Origin of the sequence: Sphingomonas sp. BGYR3, assembly GCF_025153455.1 — a bacterium.
GTDB lineage: Bacteria > Pseudomonadota > Alphaproteobacteria > Sphingomonadales > Sphingomonadaceae > Sphingomonas.
In genome coordinates this window covers 1,330,623-1,349,371 of the sequence record NZ_JANZNT010000001.1, presented here as the reverse complement: position 1 = coordinate 1,349,371, position 18,749 = coordinate 1,330,623, and the positions used below count along the sequence as shown (strand labels likewise).

16 protein-coding genes are annotated in these 18,749 nt (G+C 66.9%); 9 read left to right on the top strand and 7 right to left on the bottom strand.

Going from position 1 to position 18,749, the window contains the following annotated elements:
- The first annotated feature begins 26 nt into the window (after positions 1-26).
- Positions 27-1,190, top strand: a complete 1,164-nt coding sequence (locus NYR55_RS06185) for a penicillin-binding protein activator (RefSeq protein WP_260020329.1) — start codon at positions 27-29, stop codon at positions 1,188-1,190.
- Here the strand turns inward: NYR55_RS06185 and hemW are convergent.
- The 4 genes from hemW to rph all read right to left on the bottom strand — a co-directional run bounded on the left by hemW (position 1,187) and on the right by rph (position 4,264).
- Positions 1,187-2,332: a radical SAM family heme chaperone HemW gene (gene hemW / locus NYR55_RS06180; protein ID WP_260020328.1), complete on the bottom strand. Its 1,146-nt coding sequence runs from the start codon at positions 2,330-2,332 to the stop codon at positions 1,187-1,189. The two genes, NYR55_RS06185 and hemW, sit on opposite strands and share 4 nt — an antisense overlap.
- Positions 2,329-2,703 (bottom strand): endonuclease domain-containing protein, encoded by a 375-nt coding sequence (locus tag NYR55_RS06175; protein ID WP_260020327.1) that lies wholly within the window; start codon positions 2,701-2,703, stop codon positions 2,329-2,331. Before NYR55_RS06175 ends, hemW begins: the two co-directional genes overlap by 4 nt.
- A gap of 191 nt (positions 2,704-2,894) precedes the next feature.
- Complete coding sequence (rdgB, locus tag NYR55_RS06170) at positions 2,895-3,551, bottom strand: RdgB/HAM1 family non-canonical purine NTP pyrophosphatase (RefSeq protein ID WP_260020326.1); 657 nt, start codon at positions 3,549-3,551, stop codon at positions 2,895-2,897.
- A complete protein-coding gene (rph, locus tag NYR55_RS06165) occupies positions 3,548-4,264 on the bottom strand; it encodes a ribonuclease PH (protein WP_260020325.1) in 717 nt (238 codons plus the stop codon). Before rph ends, rdgB begins: the two co-directional genes overlap by 4 nt.
- Before the next feature lie 150 nt (positions 4,265-4,414).
- Between rph and hrcA the strand changes: the two genes are divergently transcribed.
- The 4 genes from hrcA (at position 4,415) to NYR55_RS06145 (ending at position 9,408) form a co-directional block, all read left to right on the top strand.
- Complete coding sequence (gene hrcA, locus NYR55_RS06160; protein WP_260020324.1) at positions 4,415-5,458, top strand: heat-inducible transcriptional repressor HrcA; 1,044 nt, start codon at positions 4,415-4,417, stop codon at positions 5,456-5,458.
- Complete coding sequence (grpE, locus tag NYR55_RS06155; RefSeq protein WP_260021580.1) at positions 5,455-6,051, top strand: nucleotide exchange factor GrpE; 597 nt, start codon at positions 5,455-5,457, stop codon at positions 6,049-6,051. The genes hrcA and grpE overlap by 4 nt, the downstream gene beginning before the upstream one ends.
- 4 nt (positions 6,052-6,055) lie before the next feature.
- Positions 6,056-6,502, top strand: coding sequence for a hypothetical protein (locus NYR55_RS06150; protein WP_260020323.1), 447 nt, complete (start codon positions 6,056-6,058; stop codon positions 6,500-6,502).
- A 158-nt stretch (positions 6,503-6,660) separates the two neighbouring features.
- On the top strand, positions 6,661-9,408 hold the full coding sequence (locus tag NYR55_RS06145; RefSeq protein ID WP_260020322.1) for a [protein-PII] uridylyltransferase: 2,748 nt from the start codon (positions 6,661-6,663) through the stop codon (positions 9,406-9,408).
- Positions 9,409-9,453: 45 nt separating this feature from the next.
- Here the strand turns inward: NYR55_RS06145 and NYR55_RS06140 are convergent, their stop codons facing one another.
- The gene (locus NYR55_RS06140) at positions 9,454-10,773 is read right to left on the bottom strand and encodes a hypothetical protein (protein WP_260020321.1); all 1,320 of its coding nucleotides are present in this window, start codon (positions 10,771-10,773) and stop codon (positions 9,454-9,456) included.
- 111 nt (positions 10,774-10,884) lie between these two features.
- Here NYR55_RS06140 and NYR55_RS06135 point away from each other — a divergent pair, with 111 nt between their 5' ends.
- The 4 genes from NYR55_RS06135 to NYR55_RS06120 all read left to right on the top strand — a co-directional run bounded on the left by NYR55_RS06135 (position 10,885) and on the right by NYR55_RS06120 (position 15,228).
- Positions 10,885-11,526 carry an ATP-dependent Clp protease proteolytic subunit gene (locus NYR55_RS06135; protein WP_260020320.1) on the top strand — a complete coding sequence of 214 codons (642 nt, stop codon included), beginning with the start codon at positions 10,885-10,887 and terminating at the stop codon, positions 11,524-11,526.
- Between the two features lie 122 nt (positions 11,527-11,648).
- Positions 11,649-12,914 (top strand): ATP-dependent Clp protease ATP-binding subunit ClpX, encoded by a 1,266-nt coding sequence (clpX, locus tag NYR55_RS06130; RefSeq protein ID WP_347709671.1) that lies wholly within the window; start codon positions 11,649-11,651, stop codon positions 12,912-12,914.
- 205 nt (positions 12,915-13,119) lie between these two features.
- A complete protein-coding gene (locus NYR55_RS06125) occupies positions 13,120-13,992 on the top strand; it encodes a GGDEF domain-containing protein (RefSeq protein ID WP_260020318.1) in 873 nt (290 codons plus the stop codon).
- An 87-nt stretch (positions 13,993-14,079) separates the two neighbouring features.
- Positions 14,080-15,228, top strand: a complete 1,149-nt coding sequence (locus NYR55_RS06120) for an ionic transporter y4hA (RefSeq protein ID WP_260020317.1) — start codon at positions 14,080-14,082, stop codon at positions 15,226-15,228.
- On the opposite strand, the gene NYR55_RS06115 is transcribed toward NYR55_RS06120, so the two are convergent.
- Both NYR55_RS06115 and NYR55_RS06110 read right to left on the bottom strand, forming a co-directional pair.
- Positions 15,215-16,930 (bottom strand): M1 family metallopeptidase, encoded by a 1,716-nt coding sequence (locus NYR55_RS06115; RefSeq protein ID WP_260020316.1) that lies wholly within the window; start codon positions 16,928-16,930, stop codon positions 15,215-15,217. The genes NYR55_RS06120 and NYR55_RS06115 overlap by 14 nt on opposite strands.
- Positions 16,927-18,675, bottom strand: a complete 1,749-nt coding sequence (locus NYR55_RS06110) for a M1 family metallopeptidase (protein WP_260020315.1) — start codon at positions 18,673-18,675, stop codon at positions 16,927-16,929. Before NYR55_RS06110 ends, NYR55_RS06115 begins: the two co-directional genes overlap by 4 nt.
- Positions 18,676-18,749 lie beyond the last annotated feature (74 nt).

Here is an 18,749-nt window from a genome sequence, read left to right as displayed (position 1 = left end):
CTGAGGCGGCAGGGAAACCCGGAAGGATGACGACGTGGTTCAGGCTGGCGGCAATCGGCCTTGGCCTGGCGCTGGCCGGATGTCAGGTCGTGCCGAAACAGGGGCCGCAACAGCCCGGCCCGGTCACCCGGCCACGCCCCGTGCCACCGCCGCCCGTCACCGGCGGCATCCCGGAGGACCGCGAGCGGCACCGGGTCGCGCTGCTGGTGCCGTTAACCGGTGCCAATGCCGGCGTTGGGCAGAGCCTGTCCAACGCGACCACGCTGGCCCTGCTGGACACCAATACCAAGGCGGTGCGCATCACCACCTATGACACCGCAACCGGCGCGGCGGCGGCGGCGCAGCGGGCGATTGCGGACGGCAACCGCCTGATCCTGGGCCCCTTGCTGGCCGAGGATGTGCGCGCGGTGACGCCGATTGCGCGCCGGGCGGGCGTTCCCGTGCTCAGCTTTTCCAACGACGTGTCGGTGGCGGGCAACGGCGCCTATGTCATGGGTTATTCCCCCGACCAGTCGATCGAGCGGGTGGTCGGTTTTGCCCGGCAGAGCGGCATCACCAGTTTCGCGGGCCTGATGCCGCGCGGCGTGTATGGGGAGCGGGCATCGACCAGTTTCCTGCGCGCGGTCGAAGGGGCGGGCGGGCGCGTGGTCGCCATGCAGAGCTATGACCGCAGCCAGGCATCGATCAACGCGGCGGTCGGCCGGCTGAATGGCGCATCGCCGTTCCAGGCCGTGCTGGTCGCCGACAGTTCGGGGACGGCGGCGCTGTCCATCCCGGCGATCCGGCGCGGCAAGAATGCCGGTGCGCGGCTGCTGGGCACCGAATTGTGGAATACCGATACCGGCGTGGCGGGCAATCCCGCGCTGAACGGCGCATGGTATGCCAGCGTGTCCAACGGCCTGTATCGCACCTATGCTACCAAATATCGCACCCGGTTCGGTGCCGCGCCCTATCGTCTGTCCAGCCTGGGCTATGATGCGGTGCTGCTGACCATCCGGATCGCCCGCGAGTGGAAGGTGGGAACGCCGTTCCCCGAGGCGCGGCTGGTGTCGCAGGACGGCTTTGCCGGTCTGGACGGGGCGTTCCGGTTCGGGCGCAACGGCGTGGCGGAGCGGGCGCTGGAGGTTCAGGAAATCCGTGGCGGCACGACGACCGTGGTGTCGGCGGCGCCGCGCAGCTTCGCCGACTAACGCGCCAGGTCGCGCAGCACGGCATCGAGCAGCGGCATCCCGGCGGGAGTCAGGCCGATCCGGTCGGGCGTCCGCCAGACAAGGCCGTGCCCGGCCAGCCTGTCGGCCGCGCTCATGTCGATCCGCGTGTCCGCAGGGGCATTGCCGACGTTCGTCAGGTGACCAAGGTCCAGCCCCTCGGCCAGGCGCAGGCCCATCACCATCGCCTCTGTCGCGCGTTCATCGGCCGTGAGCGCGGTTTCCTCTCGCAACCCATGGCCGTTGCGTTCGACCGCCGCGATCCAGTTTTCCGGCTTTTTATGGCGGAACGTGGCGATGCCGCCCCGCCGCCCATGCGCGCCGGGGCCGATGCCGGCATAGTCGGTATAGCGCCAGTAGCTGAGGTTATGGCGGCTTTCCGCGCCCGGCCGGGCATGGTTCGACACCTCGTACAGCGGCAGCCCGGCGGCGGTGGTCAGCGCCTGTGTCGCGTCCCACAGATCGGCGGCGGCATCGCCATCGGGGATCACCAGATCGCCCTTTGCCGCCAGCGTGGCGAAGCGCGTGCCGGGTTCGATGGTCAGTTGATACAGCGACAGATGCTCGGTGCCATAGGCGAGGGCACGGGTCAGTTCCGCCTCCCACCCCGCAAGCGACTGACCGGGGCGGGCATAGATCAGGTCGAAGCTGACGCGGCCGAAGGACGCCTGCGCCGTGGCGAGCGCGGCCAGCCCCTCGTCAACGCCGTGCGCACGGCCCAGAAAGGCAAGCGCGGCATCCTCCAGCGCCTGCAGCCCCAGCGAGACGCGGTTGACGCCCGCGGCGGCAAGATCGGCAAAGCGCGCCGCCTCTACCGAGGACGGATTTGCCTCCAGCGTCACCTCCAGGCGGTCGACCGGCGACCAGGCGGCGGTCGCCGTGTCGATGATCGCCGCGACGGTCGCGGGCGGCATCAGCGACGGCGTGCCGCCGCCGAAAAAGATCGATCCCAGCCGCCGCCCGGGCAATAGGGCGGCTTCGTGGGCGAGGTCAGCGAGCAGCGCGGCGGCCCATGCGTCCTGATCCACCGTCTCGCGGACATGGCTGTTAAAGTCGCAATAGGGGCATTTGCTGACGCAGAACGGCCAGTGGACATAGAGGGCGAGTGGGGCGGATGTCGTCATGCTTCCGCCTTCTCTCCCGTCAGGGGGAGGTGGCAGTGCGCAGCACTGGCGGAGGGGGCGGTGCCCGCATCGATCCGTTCATGGGTGACGGACATGATTTGCCGGACCACGGCATCCAGGTCGCTCGCCACGTCACGGGCGCTGAACCGTAGCGTCACAACCCCATGCGCCGACAGCCAGGCGTCGCGCGCCGCGTCCCGTCCCGGCCGGTTTCCCCGTTCATGCGCCTCACCATCCACCTCAACCGCCAATTTTGCCGGAGCGCAGTAAAAGTCCAGAATGTAGCTGCCGGCAGGATGCTGGCGCCGAAATCGGACGCCCGTCCTGTTGCCGCGAAGGGCGCTCCATAGGGCGAGTTCTGGAGGCGTCATTCGTTGGCGCAGCGCTTTCGCAGCCTGTCTTGCTTTGGTGGTTCCTGTCAGGCGCACTGGATTCCGCCCCCTCCGTCGCCGTTGGCGACACCTCCCCCTGGCGGGGGAGGAGTAGTGCGATCCTCCCCCGCCAGGGGTAGGTGGCAGTGCGCAGCACTGACGGAGGGGGCGGTGCCCGTCATCGCCGGCGCCTAGAACACCGCAGCGACCAGTTGGCGGAAGGCGTCGGCGCGGTGGCTGATGCTGTGTTTTTCCGCCGGGTCCATTTCCGCAAAGGTGCGGGTGTCGCCTTCCGGCACGAATACGGGGTCATAGCCGAAGCCGAGCGTGCCGCGCGGCGGCCAGACCAGGTGGCCGTGCGCGCGGCCTTCGAACCATTCGACATGACCGTCGGGCCAGGCGAGGGCGAGGGTGCAGGCGAAATAGGCCGAGCGGTTGGCATCGGGGCCAAGTTCGGCGAGTTTCCCCTCCACCTTGCCCATCGCCATGTACCAGTCGCGGCCCTTCGGCCCCTCATACGGATGACGCTCCGCCCAGTCGGCGGTGAACACGCCGGGCGCGCCCAGCAGCGCCTCGACACACAGGCCGCTGTCGTCGGACAGGGCGGGCAGGCCGCTGAGGTCAGCGGCCTGCATCGCCTTCAGCTCCGCATTGGCGAGGAAGGTGGTGCCGGTTTCGATGGGTTCCGGCAGGTCCAGTTCCTTGGCGCTGACCGGTTCGATGCCATAGGGGGCGAGGAGCTCGCGGATTTCGCGGACCTTCCCCTCATTATGGCTGGCGATGACCAGCTTGCCGGGCGCCAGCTTGCGGATCGCCTGGGGCGGCACGGCGTCCTCGTCCGGGGTCATCGACCGACGGCCTTTGCCTGCGCGGCGAAGATCTGCGTGCAGCCGATCCGGGCGAGGCGGAGCAGGCGGAGCAGCCCTTCCTCGTCATAGGTCGCGCCCTCGGCCGTGGCCTGCGCCTCTGCAATGTTGCCATTGCCCAGCAGCACGAAATTGGCGTCGGCATCGGCCGCGCTGTCTTCGGGATAATCAAGGTCGAGCACCGGCGTCCCCTGCCAGATGCCGCAGCTGACCGCCGCGACCTGGGCAGTGATCGGATCGACGGTCAGCTTGCCCTCTGCCATCAGCTTGTCGACGGCGAGGCGCAGCGCGACCCATGCGCCGGAGATGGAAGCGGTGCGGGTGCCGCCATCGGCCTGAATCACGTCGCAGTCGATCGTGATCTGGCGCTCGCCGAGCAGTTTCAGGTCGGTGACGGCGCGCAGGCTGCGGCCGATCAAACGCTGGATTTCCTGAGTCCGGCCGGACTGCTTGCCCTTTGCTGCCTCCCGGCTGCCGCGGGTATGGGTGGCGCGGGGCAGCATCCCATATTCGGCGGTCACCCAGCCTTCGCCCTTGCCGCGCAGCCATGGCGGCAGCTTTTCCTCGATGCTGGCGGTGACCAGCACCTGCGTGTCGCCGAACGCGATCAGGCAGGAACCTTCCGCATGGCGGGTGAAATTGGGCGTGATGGTGATGGCGCGCATTTCGTCGGGCGCACGGCCGGATGGACGCATGGGGTTCTCCTGTGGCTGTCGCTGCGTCCCCTAGACCCGATGGGCGCGGGGCGAAAGGGGCGCGCAAGGTGGCGAGGGCCGGACGGCGCAAGGGGAGAGGGATTCTGGATGCCGCTTTGATTCTGCGCAAAAATCCTTAAATCTGCGTCCATGATGGGGCCGCCGATTACCGAATTGACCGACCGGGCGCGCGATGTGTTCCGCATTGTCGTGGAATCCTATCTGGACACCGGCGCACCGGTGGGATCGCGGACGATTTCCAAGGTGTCCGCGCTGAACCTGTCGCCCGCGTCGATCCGCAACGTGATGCAGGACTTGGAGGAGCTGGGCCTGCTGGCCGCGCCGCATACCAGCGCGGGGCGGATGCCGACCGACATGGGCCTGCGCCTGTTCGTCGACGGCATGATGCAGGCGCATGAACCGTCGCTGGAGGAACGCAGCGCCATCGAGCGCGAGGCGGGGCAGGGCGGGCCGGTGGACGCAGCCATTGCCGGAACCACGGCGGCGCTGTCCGGCCTGTCCGCCTGTGCCGGCCTGGTGCTGGTGCCCAAGCGTGAGCCGGTGCTGCGCCAGATGGGGTTCGTGCCGCTGGCGCAGGACAAGGCGCTGGCCGTGCTGGTCGGCACGGACGGGACGGTGGAAAACCGGGTCATCGACCTGCCCCCCGGCCTGCCGCCCGGCGCGCTGGAACAGGCGGCCAATTACCTGTCCGCCATGCTGGCCGGCCAGACGCTGAGCGAGGCGCGCGCCCGGCTGTCGGCCGAGATCGCGCGGGAACGGGCGGAGCTGGACGCGGCGGGCCGGGCACTGGTCGAACGCGGCCTGGCGGTGTGGAGCGAGGATGGCGATCAGCGCCCGGTGCTAATCGTGCGCGGTCAGGCGCGGCTGGTGGACAGCGCGGCAGCCGAGGACCTGGAACGGGTGCGCCAGTTGCTGGACGAACTGGAGGGCAAGCAGGAAATCGCCCGCCTGCTCGATTCGGCGCGGCAGGGGGATGCGGCGCGCATCTTTATCGGCAGCGAGAACAAGCTGTTCGCCCTGTCCGGTTCGTCGGTGATCGCAAAGCCGGTGCGGGCGCTTGACGGGCGGGTGGTCGGCGTGGTGGGGGTGATCGGCCCCACCCGGTTGAACTATGCCCGCGTGGTACCCATGGTGGATTTCACCGCAGCGACGCTGGCGCGTCTGCTGGCATAAAGACGAAGCAGAACAGGGACATGATGACCGAGGAAACCGAGAACGCCGGGCAGCAGCCGGGCGGCGAAACCGTCAGCGAGGAATTGCGCGAGGCAACCGCCGAAGCAGCGCCGGAAGTGGCGATGCAGGACCGGCTGGCCGCGCTTGAAGCCGAACTGGTCGAGGCACGGCAGCAGGTGCTGTATGCCCGCGCCGATACCGAGAATGTGCGCCGCCGGGCGGAAAAGGAAGCGCAGGACGCCCGCGCCTATGCCGCGACCGGATTTGCCCGCGACATCCTGTCGGTGGCCGACAACCTGTCGCGCGCGCTGGCCGCGATCCCCGACGAGCTGCGCGCGGACGAGAAGATGAAGGGCCTGGTCATCGGGCTGGAGGCGACGGGCCGCGAGCTGGAAACGGTGTTCAGCCGCCACGGCATCACGCGGATCGAGGCGGTGGGCCAGCCGCTCGACCCCAACCGGCACCAGGCGATGATGGAAATGCCGTCGGACGCCGAACCGGGCACGGTGGTGCAGGAAATCCAGGCCGGATACATGATCAAGGACCGGCTGCTGCGCCCCGCGCTGGTGGGCGTGGCGAAGAAGGCGGAGTGACGGGGTGGCGCGGACGTCGCTTTTTGAAAAAGTGACGTTGCGCTGCTTTTGCTATCTGTCGCTGTATGGCCTGGTCGGCTGTGCCGCCGAACCCTTATGCTCGACCAAGGTTCTTCAGGTTGCACGCGATCCTGGCAGCGACCGATATGCTTCGACGGTGCTGCGAGATTGCGGGGCGACGACGGACTATGCGACCGTCGTTCTGGTCGGTCGCGCGAACGAGCGACCGTCCGATGCCGTCGAAGTGTTCGTTGCCGACAGCGACCATGGTAACGCTCCACGGGCGAATGCGGGCGGGATCTGGACAAGCGTCGTCTGGTCAGCGCCGGGCCAGCTATCGATCGTCCATGAGGCAAAGGCTCGTGTCTTCAAGCGGATAGGCACGGCGAAGGGCGGAGTGATCTCCTTCAGAGCGGGAGAGCCATACCTGTCGGTTCCCCCCGTTGACTGACGCTGAAGACACGGTCGCACGGGCGTTGAGCCGAGGCTGGGCTGATCTTTCGGGCAAGGTGCCCGACCCCGGATCAATTCCGGGGCGGCGCATTGTTTTGGGGCTGTGAACAGAAATCAGCCGTGACGCGGGGGCGTGGACCGCTTATCTGACACCCCATGCCAGAACGCTTTGCCGCCGTCCGCAATCGCCGTGAGATCATCGACCGCCGGGCGCTTGCCGAGGGGCTGGCGGCGATCCCGCAGGGCGATGCCGGGCCGATGCGGCAGGCGGCGACGGCGGCGCTGAAGGCGGCGCTGACCGCGGGCTGGGCGGAAATCCGGCGGCGGTTCGAGGAGAGCCCCGGCAATGGCATGATCGCCGCGGCATCCGGCGCGTTCCTGACCGACCAGATCCTGCGCCTGCTGTGGGATTTCACCACCGAGCGGCTGTATCCGCTGGCCAATCCGACCGCGTCGGAGCGCATGACGTTGATCGCCGTCGGCGGCTATGGCCGGGGCGAGATGGCGCCGTTTTCGGACGTCGATATCGGCTTCCTCACCCCCTATAAACAGTCCGCCTGGCACGAGCAGGTGATCGAGACCATGCTTTATGGCCTGTGGGACCTGGGGCTGAAGGTCGGCCAGTCCAGCCGGTCGATCGACGAGATGGTGCGGCAGGCGAAGAGCGACATCACCATCCGCACCGCCCTGCTGGAGGCGCGATATGTCTGGGGCGACACCGGCGTCTATGAAGAGGCTGCCCGGCGGTTCAAGACCGATGTGCAGGCGGACGGCGCGCGCAGTTTCGTCGTGGAAAAGCTGGCCGAGCGGGACGAGCGGCACCGCAAGATGGGCGACAGCCGATATGTGGTCGAACCGAACGTCAAGGAAGGCAAGGGCGGCCTGCGCGACCTGCACACGCTGTTCTGGATCGGCAAATATGTGCACAATGTCGGCGATGCCGCCGCGCTGGTCGATGCGGGCCTGTTGACCAAGACCGAATATCGCCAGTTCAAGCGCGCGGAAAATTTCCTGTGGTCGGTCAGGTTCCACCTGCACCTGCTGGCCGGACGGGCCGAAGAGCGGCTGACGTTCGATGTGCAGCCGGAAATCGCGGCGCGGATGCACTATGCCGACCGGCCGGGAAAGAGCCGGGTCGAACGGTTCATGCAGTTCTATTTCCTGCAGGCCAAGCGGGTCGGCGACCTGACCGGCCTGTTCCTGGCGCATCTGGACGAGCAGTTCGCCAGCCGGACGGCGCGGTTCGGCCTGCCGCGCATCCGCCGGTCGCCGCGCAAGCTGAACGGGTTCGTGCTGGATCGCGGGCGGCTGGCGCTGCCTGCCGACGACTGGTTCGCGGCCGATCCGGTGCGGCTGATCGAGATGTTCTGGCTGGCCGACAAGCACGGGCTGGAGGTGCATCCGCTGGCGATGCGGGCGGCGGCGCGCGATGCCAAGATGATCGACGACAAGCGCACCGATGCACGGGCCAATGCGCTGTTCATGGATGTGCTGGCGTCGCCGCGCGATCCGGCGCTGGTGCTGCGATGGATGAACGAGGCGGGCGTGTTCGGCCGGTTCATGCCCGATTTCGGCCGGGTCGTGGCGCAGATGCAGTATGACATGTACCACCATTATACGGTGGACGAGCATACCATCCGGGCCATCGGCCTGCTGAGCCGGATCGAGCGGGGCGAACTGACCGAGGATCATCCGCTGGCGTTCGGGATTTTCCCGCAGATCGTGTCGCGCCGCGCGCTGTATGTCGCGGTGCTGCTGCACGACATTGCCAAGGGGCGGGGCGGGGATCATTCGATCCTGGGCGCAGAGGTGGCGGAACGGCTGTGCCCGCGCCTGGGCCTGACCAAGGCGGAGACGGAGACGGTCGCCTGGCTGGTGCGGTATCACCTGCTGATGTCGGCCACCGCGTTCAAGCGCGACCTGTCGGATTTCAAGACGATCCTGGATTTTGCCGAGGTGGTGCAAAGCCCGCAGCGGCTGATGATGCTGCTGGTGTTGACCGTCGTCGATATCCGCGCAGTGGGGCCGGGCATCTGGAACGGGTGGAAGCGCCAGTTGCTGACCAACCTGTATGACAGCGCCGAGGAAGTCCTTCGCCTGGGCCACAAGCAGAAGGGGCGGGGCGAGCGGATTTCAGCGAAGCAGGACGCCGTTGCCAAGGCGCTGCGGTGGAGTCAGGCCAAGCGCGACAAGATGGTCCGCGTGCTGCCCGAAGCCTATTGGGTGGCAGAGCCGGTGGATGTGCTGATCCGCAACCTGAAACTGATGGAGGAGGCGGGCGATGCGCCGCTGTCCATCGCGACCGAGCCGGATGCGGAGCGTGCCGCGACGCTGGTGACCGTTTATGCCGCCGACCATCCCGGCCTGTTCTATCGCATCGCGGGCGCGATCCATGCGGCCGGGGGCAACATCATCGATGCGCGCATCCATACCACGCGGTCGGGCATGGCGCTGGACAATTTCCTGGTTCAGTCGCCGCTGGGTGGGCCGTTCGACGATGCGGGGCAGTTGCAGCGGTTGAAGACCGCGATTGCCGATGCGCTGGCCAACCGGGCGAAGCTGCGCGAAAAGCTGGACCGCAAGACGGCGATGCGCCCGCGGACCGAGGCGTTCACGATCGCGCCCAACGTCCTGATCGACAATCGCGCATCCAACCGGTTCACGGTGATCGAGGTGAATGCCCGCGACCGGCCCGCGCTGCTCCACCACCTGGCCAACGCGCTGTTCCAGTCAAAGGTGACGATCCATTCGGCCCATGTCGCCACCTATGGCGAGCGCGCGGTGGATACCTTTTATGTCACCGACCTGATGGGCGACAAGATCGGCAGCGGCACCCGGCTGCGCGCGATCGAGCGGCGGCTGCTGGAGGCGGCGGGGGGCGAGGTGCTGGCCGAGGCAGCCTGACGGGTCCGTTCCCGGCCGGCTGCGGCGCGGGGCATCCCCCGGCGATCAGGCAGCGGCGGGCATCGGGATCGCGGGGGCGCGGTATCGGGCAAGCGCCCAGCGGGCCAGCCGCACCAGCGCATCGGCCGCCAGCATGACCAGCAGGCCATAGACAAGATAGCTGTACCGCTGAACCGGCTGCACCACGGCATAGGGCAGCGCCACCGTGCCGAGATAGACGGCCAGCATCCCGTATCCCGGCCGCCGCTGCCACAGCCCGGCGGCCAGTCCGGCCAGTCCGATCGCGCTGACCACGCCCATGATGCCGGCGCGCAGGCCTGGCAGGCCGAACATCAGCTGCCAGGATTCCGGAAAGAAGAACTGGCGCAGGTGGCGCAGGAACAGCTGCGCAAAGCCGGCGGGGTGATCGGCGATCCATTGCGTCGCCTGTCGCCCCAGCCCGCGGGCATAGGCGACCTCGCCGCCCGCATCGCGGATCTTTTGCCGGGCCGGGACGCTGAAATAGGGCTGCACGGCCAGCAGGCGTTCGAAATACACCTCTCCATTCGGCCGCCCGGACAGTGCGGCGGGATGATTGGCGATGGCCAGTTCCAGGCCGGCGTTGCTGCGCAGCAGAACGGGTTCGCCCATCACCGCAGCATTGCGCATCGCCCAGGGCAGCACGATCAGGCCCAGCGCGGCGGCGCTCATTGCGGCAAAACCGGCGATGCGCGGCAGCGACAGGGTGCGGATCGCCCAGATCGCCCAGCACAGGTCGATGGCAAGGCCGGCGGGCGGACAGAGGAAAAAGGTGAATGCAGTCAGCGCGGCGATGCCAGCAAGCCGGGGCCAGCCGGGGTTGCGGCGGCCGGTCAGGTCGTGGACGAGGATCAGGTTGGCGACGACCAGCGCCAGCGTCAGCGCCCCTTCCCAGAAGCGGAAGACGATCACCTCATCCCCCATGAACACCGGGACCAAGGCCAGGATGCCGATGCCCCAGCGCAGCGCCGCGCCATCGACGCCGAGGCGGCGGAACAGCGCGAGCATCAGCACCCAGCCAAGGATCACCTGTCCCAGCGACCAGCAGAGCAGGGCGATGTTCGATGCCGCCGTATCGACGCCGAGCAGCATCATCACGCCCGCCGCAATGGCCGGACTGATCGGGGTCAGATGCGCGGTATGGCCGTATCCGGCGTAAAAGGCGTCGGCAAACTGCCCCGTGCGGGCAAGGCTGAGCGCGACTCGCGTTGCCTCTCCAGCGCCGATGAAGTTCAGCAGATTGCCCTCTGCAACCGTGAACCACGCCAGCCGCAGGGCGATGCCGACCGCGATCACGATGAGGATGAAGGGCCAGTCAAGGGCGGGGCGGGCGACGTCGCGGTGCATGGCGCCGGTTTAGGCCAGGCGGTGTTGCGATATGGTTGACGAAAGCTTGCCCTCTTGCGCTTGGCACGGGCAGGGCCGATGTAGGTCGCTCAATTTCCTGAGCGGGATTTTATGAACGACACCTTCGACCCCATGAATGCCCTGGTTCCCATCGTTATCGAACAGTCGAGCCGCGGCGAGCGCAGCTTCGACATCTTTTCCCGCCTGTTGCGGGAACGGATCGTGTTCGTGAACGGGCCGGTCGAAGACGGCATGGCTTCGCTGATTGTGGCGCAGCTGCTGTTTCTCGAGTCGGAAAATCCGAAAAAGGACATCTGGCTGTACATAAACTCGCCGGGCGGCGTGGTGACGGCCGGCATGGCGATCCACGACACCATGCATTACATCCGCCCGCGCGTCGGCACGGTGTGCATCGGGCAGGCGGCATCGATGGGCAGTTTCCTGCTGGCCAGCGGCGAGCCGGGGATGCGCGTTGCGCTGACCAACGCCCGGATCATGGTACACCAGCCGTCGGGCGGCGCGCAGGGCATGGCTTCGGACATCGAAATCCAGGCCAAGGAAATCCTGCGGATCCGCCGCCGGATGAACGATCTGTACGCAAAATATACCGGCAAGCCGCTGGAAGAGATCGAGCGTGCGATGGACCGCGACACGTTTCTGGAAGCCGAAGAGGCCAAGGCGTTCGGCCTGGTCGATCAGGTGTACGACAAGCGGCCCCAGCCGGCCGAGGAGGGTGCGACGGGGGGTGCCTAACCCCCTGTCCATCGGACCGGCGTTACCGGCCAAGCTAATTAGGCGATTGCCGGATGGTCCCGTCAGTGTAGGATGGCGGGTGGACAAGCGCCCGCCGATGCGTGCGAAGGATGGACGTTATGGTGGACAAGGTTAAGGGCGGCGACGCCAAGAGCACGCTTTATTGCTCGTTCTGTGGAAAGAGCCAGCATGAGGTGCGCAAGCTGATCGCGGGGCCGACCGTGTTCATCTGCGATGAATGCGTCGAGCTGTGCAACGACATCATCCGCGAAGAGACCAAGTCCGCGCTGATCGCGAAGAAGGACGGCGGCGTCCCGTCGCCGCAGGAAATCTGCGACGTCTTGGACGATTATGTGATCGGGCAGAAGCGCGCCAAGCGCGTGCTGTCGGTGGCGGTCCACAATCACTACAAGCGTCTGAACCACGGGGCCAAGGGCGCCGATGTCGAACTGTCGAAATCGAACATCCTGCTGGTCGGCCCGACCGGCTGCGGCAAGACGCTGCTGGCGCAGACGCTGGCCCGCATCCTGGACGTGCCGTTCACCATGGCGGATGCGACCACGCTGACCGAGGCCGGATATGTCGGCGAGGATGTGGAAAACATCATCCTCAAGCTGCTTCAGGCATCGGACTACAATGTCGAGCGGGCGCAGCGCGGCATCGTGTACATCGACGAGATCGACAAGATCAGCCGCAAGGCGGAGAACCCGTCGATCACCCGCGACGTGTCGGGCGAAGGCGTGCAGCAGGCGCTGCTCAAGCTGATGGAAGGCACCACCGCCAGCGTGCCGCCCCAGGGCGGGCGCAAGCATCCGCAGCAGGAGTTCCTGCAGGTCGACACGACGAACATCCTGTTCATCTGCGGCGGCGCGTTCTCGGGCCTGGAAAAGATCATCGGCGACCGGTTGCAGGGCAAGTCGATCGGCTTTGGCGCCTATGTGGCCGCGCCGGAAGAGCGCCGGACCGGCGAGGTGCTGCGCCAGACCGAGCCGGAAGATCTGCTGAAGTTCGGCCTGATCCCCGAATTTGTCGGTCGTCTGCCCGTCATCGCGACGCTGGAGGACCTGGACAATGACGCGCTGGTCAAAATCCTGACCGAGCCGAAGAACGCCCTGGTCAAGCAGTATCAGAAGCTGTTCGACATGGAGGGCGTCGAGCTTGGCTTTAACGACGACGCGCTGACCGCGATTGCCAAGCGCGCGATCGAGCGCAAGACCGGCGCGCGCGGCCTGCGGTCGATCCTGGAGGCGATCCTGCTCGACACCATGTTCGACCTGCCGTCGATGGACGGCGTGGAACAGGTGGTCGTGGACAAGGACGTGGTCGAGGGCCGCAAGGAACCCGTCCGCGTCTATGCCGAAAAGAAGAAGACCGGCGACGCCGCCTGACGGGCGCGTCACCCGATGAAACAGACGGGCCGGCCCCCATGGGCTGGCCCGTTTTCGTTTGTGCGATCCGCGGGCGGCGCAACGGCCCCCCGCATGGCGGCAACCGGTGGCCGGACGGGCGGATGGCTTAACCATGTCCGTCAATGTTTCGGTTACCAATGACCGGCACCCCTGAACGCCCCCTGTTGTTTCCCGGATGCCGACGATGCGTTTTTATCGTGCGACCCGATTTCTGTTCCCCAACAGCCTGCGCCTCAGGATGTTCGCCATCTGCTTTGTCGGCACGCACGTGCCGCTGTTCGCGCTGATCGGGTGGGAGGCGTGGCGCGGGGCGATCGGATGGACCCCGGTGATCGTCGTCCTGATCGCGATGCTGGCCGGCACGGCATTCAGCCTGGCGGCGATCAATGCGCTGCTCCAGCCCGTGCGGGCCAGCGCCCGCGCGTTGCGGGCGATGAGCGATGGCAAGGCCGCGCCGCTGGACCAGATGGACAGCCGCGACCTGATGGGCGCGCTGATCGCCAGCGTGAACCGGGCCGCGACCAGCGCGGGCGAGCGGATGCGCGAACTGGGCGAGGCGGCCAATCGCGATGCGCTGACCGGCCTGCTCAACCGGCGCGGCTTTCATGCGCTGATCGAAGGGGGCGAGGGCGAGGAGGAGCGGCCGGGCGGCACGCTGGCGCTGATCGACATCGATCATTTCAAGGCGATCAACGACGATCACGGCCATGGCGCGGGGGATCATGTGCTGCGGTTGTTCGCCCAGCGGCTGATCGCGGGGCTGCGGCGCGGCGATGTGATCGCGCGCTGGGGCGGAGAGGAGTTCCTGATCTTTCTGCCCGCCACAACGATGGGCGATGCCCGCGCGATCATCGACCGGTTGGCCGGTGAAAGCCGGATGGAGCCGGTTGCGGCAATCGGCGGATGCGCCATCACCTTTTCCGCCGGCCTGACTCCATGGGTCGCGGGCCATCCGCACGAAGCCGCGCTGCTGCGCGTGGATGCCGCGCTCTATGCGGCAAAACGGGCCGGGCGCGACTGCATCCGCGAAACGGCGGGAATGACGCTGTCCGCCTGATCGCAGGAGAACCGGCCGGATATCACGGCACCGCAGGAACGATCGGGCCCCCGATGCGCTTGGGATAAAGCAGCCACAGGGGAGCCAATGCCAGCATCACCGGAACAGCATCATCCTGATAAGGGGTCAGGCGCGGGCATTGATCGCGCGCTGATCGATCTATCCATCCTGCCTGTCTGGTCCATCGCATTTCCGGTGATCGGCGTGCTGATGGTACTGATCGGTGCGGCAAAGCTGGGCGGGATCGGCATTGCGGCGGCAGCCATCGTGCTGGGCGGCGCAGTGATCGCGGCGGTCCATCATGCCGAGGTCGTGGCGCACCGGGTGGGTGAGCCGTTCGGGACGCTGGTGCTGGCCGTATCGGTGACGGTGATCGAGGTGTCGCTGATCGTGTCGCTGATGCTGTCGGATAACGGCAATGCGTCGGCGCTGGCCCGCGATACGGTATTCGCCGCGATCATGATCATCCTGAATGGCATTGTCGGCATCTGTCTGCTGGTCGGCGGGGTGCGCCATCATGAGCAGCGGTTCGCGCTGCGCGGCGTGAGTGCCGCCCTGTGCGTGCTGGCCGCGCTGGCGGTGCTGACGCTGGTCATGCCCAATTACACATCGACGCTGAGCGGCCCCTATTATGCGCCGTCGCAGATGATCTTTGCCGCCATTGCCTCGCTGGTCCTGTATGGCGTGTTCGTGCTGGTCCAGACGGTGCGGCACCGCGACTATTTCCTGCCCGATGCGCCCGGCGACCTGCCCAAAGATGCCCATGCGGAGCCGCCATTGGCGCGGTCGGCATGGATGGCGTTTGGCGTGCTGATCATCGCGCTGGTCGCCGTGGTGCTGCTGGCCAAGCAGCTTGCCCCGGCGCTGGAGGCGGGGATCGGCGCGCTGGGCCTGCCGCTGGCGCTGGTCGGCGTGGCGATTGCGGCGCTGGTGCTGGCCCCCGAAAGCCTGGCGGCGATGCGCGCGGCGCGGCGCAACCGGTTGCAGACCAGCCTCAACCTGGCGCTGGGATCGGCGCTGGCGACCATCGGCCTGACCATCCCGGTTGTGGTGATCGCGGCGCTGGCGCTGGATATCCCGCTGGCGCTGGGGATCGAGCCGAAGCACGTCGCGCTGCTTGGCCTGTCGCTGGTCGTCGCGGTGCTGTCGCTGGGCAACGGGCGCACCACAGTGTTGCAGGGGGCGGTGCACCTCGTGCTGTTCGCGGCCTATCTGTTCACGATCATTGTGCCATAGCGCCCGCCTGAACCCGGTCGATCGCGTCCGATTGGCGCAGCACGCGGGCATTGGGATCGACGATCAGGTGCGCGCCCGCCGGTGCGGGGACAAAGCCGCTGCCGCCGGTCATCGCCACCCGCTGAACCACGCCGTCCACCGACACCTCGACCGGCAGGGGAAAGGGCCGGCCGCCCGGTGCCCTCCACGTCAGGCGAAGGCCGTTGGCGGATCGCTGCTCGATCAGCCGGGGCAGGGCGGCCTGGCGCAGATAGACGTCGAAGAACCAGTCGAGCCGCTGGCCCGACGCCTCGGTCATCAGCCGCTCGAACTCCGCAGTCGTGGCAAAGCGGGGCGCGAAATTGCCGGGGCGCGGATCGGGTCGGCCATAGACCAGCCGCCGCGTCGCATCGAAAAAGGCCGTGTCCCCGATCAGGCTGCGCAGCGTGTGCAGCACCCAGCTGCCCTTGAAATAGATGTCGACGCCGGGCCCGCCCAGCTTTGCCTCATACACCTCTTCCGCCGTGCGGGTGCGGCCGGAAACGATGGGTGATTTGTTGGCGATGCGCAGCCGCTGTTCAGCCATCATCGCGGCATAGCGGGCCTCGCCCTCTCGCCAGCGGCCGTAAAGCGGCTGCATGTACTGGCCATAGCCTTCGTGGAGCCAGAAATCGTCCCAGTCGGCGGCCGTCATCTGATTGCCGAACCATTCATGGCCCAGTTCATGGTGGAACAGCCAGTCGAACCCCTCGACCGACGGTTTATAATCGTTGCCATATCCGTTGAGCGTCTGATGCTCCATGCCGAGATAGGGCGTCTGAACCACCCCCAGCTTCTGGTCGGCAAAGGGGAACGGGCCGATCACGCTTTCAAAGAAGTCCAGCGTCGGGGCGAATTCGGCGAACAGGCCCATTGCCTCTGCCGTGCGGCCCAGATGCCAATAGTGCAGCGGCACCCGGTTGCCGAAGCGGCTGGCATAATCGCCCTTCAGTTCCGCATAGGCGCCGATATTGATCGTGATGAGATAGGGATTGATCGGCCCCGACCGCCAGTGAAAGGTTCGCGCGCCGCCGGTCGCCTGCACCACGCCCATCGCCCGGCCATTGGACAGGGCGACCAGCGGCGACGGCACGGTGATGCGGATATCGGCATCCGCAACCTCACCCGACGGATGGTCGATGCACGGCCAGATCAGGTCGCAGCCATATCCCTGTGCCGTGGTGGCGATCCAGGGCTGGCCATCGGGCGATCGCGCCCATACCCAGCCATCGTCCCAGGGCGGATTGGCCGCGACATGGGGTGTGCCGGCATAGACGATATAGGCCTTGATCGTCTGACCCGCCGTCGTCCGGGCGGGCAGGTCGATGGTGAGCCGCCCGTCGTGATTGCGCCAGCGTCCGGCGGCCAGTTCGGCGCCGTCGATCCGCACGGCGCTGACCGCCAGATTGGTGTCGAGATCGAGGAGCAGGCGCGATACCGGCCGCTGCGCTTCCAGCGTCAGTTCGGCAACCCCGCTCATTCCCTTTGCCTCCGGCGTCACGGCAATGCTGAGGTCGAGGTGGCGCAGGCGCAGCGCCGCCTGCTCCGCCGGTTGCTGTCCCCCCGACCGCATCGTCTGCGCCGTGATGGGCGAGTCCGCTGGCTCGCCCGCCTGCACCGGCGGGATCGCCGCCAGCATTAGTGCCGATACGGCCGCCGCGGACCCTTGCCAGAAACGGGTCACTGCGCTGCCTTTGCCTTTTCCGCAGCCTTTGCCGCGTCCTGTTGCGCCTTGAACCGCGCCTCGCTCCAGTCGCCGAACGCGCTGACCGCTTCGGTGTGGCGCAGCACGCGCGACATTGGGTCGATGACGACATGCGCCCCGTCCGGCACGGCAATGGAGCCGCGTCCGTCCGTCATGGCCACGCGCGTCACCTTCCCATCCACCGACACGTCGATTGGCATCGGAAAGGGCTTGTTCCCTTCGGTCGTCCACTGAAGCGACAGCATCCCGCCCTTGCGCTGTTCGATCAGGCGGGGTAGCGCGGCAGAGCGCAGATACACGTCGAAGAACCAGTCATAGGTGCCGCCGCTGGTCTGATTGACGAACCCGATGAACTCCGGCGTGGTGCGATAGACGGGTTTGAAATTGCCGGGTTTCGGATCGGTGCGGCCATAGATGGCGAGCCGCAGCGCGTCGAAGAACGCCTTGTCCCCGATCAGTCCCCGCAGCGTGTGCAGCGTCCAGCTGCCCTTCACATAAATGTCGCTGCCCCGGCGCGCTTCGGAATTATAGACGTCCTCTGCCGATTGCGGTTTGCCCGCGACGATCGGCGCGCGGTTGTAGATGCGCGCGACCGAACCCAGCATGTGCGCGATATAGCCGGCATCGCCCTGTCGCCACTGCACATACAGGGGCTGCATGTAACTGCCCGTCCCCTCGTGCAGCCAGAAGTCGTCCCAGTCGGGCACGGTCAGCTGATTGGCGAACCATTCATGGGCAAATTCGTGCTGGAACAGGTCGTCAAAGCCCCAGACGGTCTTTGCATAGTCGTTGCCATAGGCATTGATGGATTGATGCTCCATGCCCTTGTGTGGGGTTTCGACGACGCCGAGCTTCTGGTCGGCGAACGGATAGGGGCCGATCATCGTTTCGAAGAAATCGAGGGTGGGGGCGAACTCCGCGAACAGCTTTTGCGGCTTGTCGTCGCTGCGCGGCAGGTGCCAGAAATACATCGGAATGGTGTTGCCGAACCGGCTTCGGTACGTGCCGCTGATCTCTTCATACGGGCCGACGTTGATGGCGACGCCATACAGTGTCGGATCGCGCGCCTCCCATCGCCAGGTGGTGCGGCCGTCGGCCAGCGTGTCGACCCCCTTCAGCACCCCGTTCGACGGTGCCTTCAGCCCCGCAGGCACGGTGATGGCGATCTTCATCGTTGCCGGTTCGTAGGTGGGATGGTCGATGCACGGCCAGATGAGGTCGCACCCCTCCATCTGGACCGACGTCGCGACCCACGGCTTGCCATCCGGTGTCTTTGCCCAGGTCCATCCGCCGTCCCATGGCGGGCGGACGGCGACGTGCGGCTTGCCAGCGTAACGGATGGTGACGGCGAAGGAGGCGCCCTTTGCCACCGCGCGGGGCAGACGAACCATCATGCGCCCTTCAGGATTGGCATAGGCCGAAGCGGGCAGGGTGGTGGCGCCGACCGACACCGCCTCGACGCGATAATTGGTGTCGAGGTCAATCGCGATCCGGTCCGTGCGTTCGGTTGCGGTAAAGGACAGGGTGGCGGCACCGGCAATCGTCTCGCTGGCGGGAAACACTTCGACCGACAGGTCGACCGTGTCGAGCCGGACGCGTTTCTGCGATGGGTCCAGCGGCCCGCCCGAACTGGATGTCTGGGCAGTGATCGGCGGGTTGCCGGGGTCGGCCGATGCGGCAGCCGGAATAATCAGGACAGCGGAGAGGAGCAGGGCAGCGCGCATTCAGGCATGATCCCGTGATGATCCGGATATGCCGATGGCTGCCGCGCCAGGGGCGCGGACGCAAGCCGTTTCGC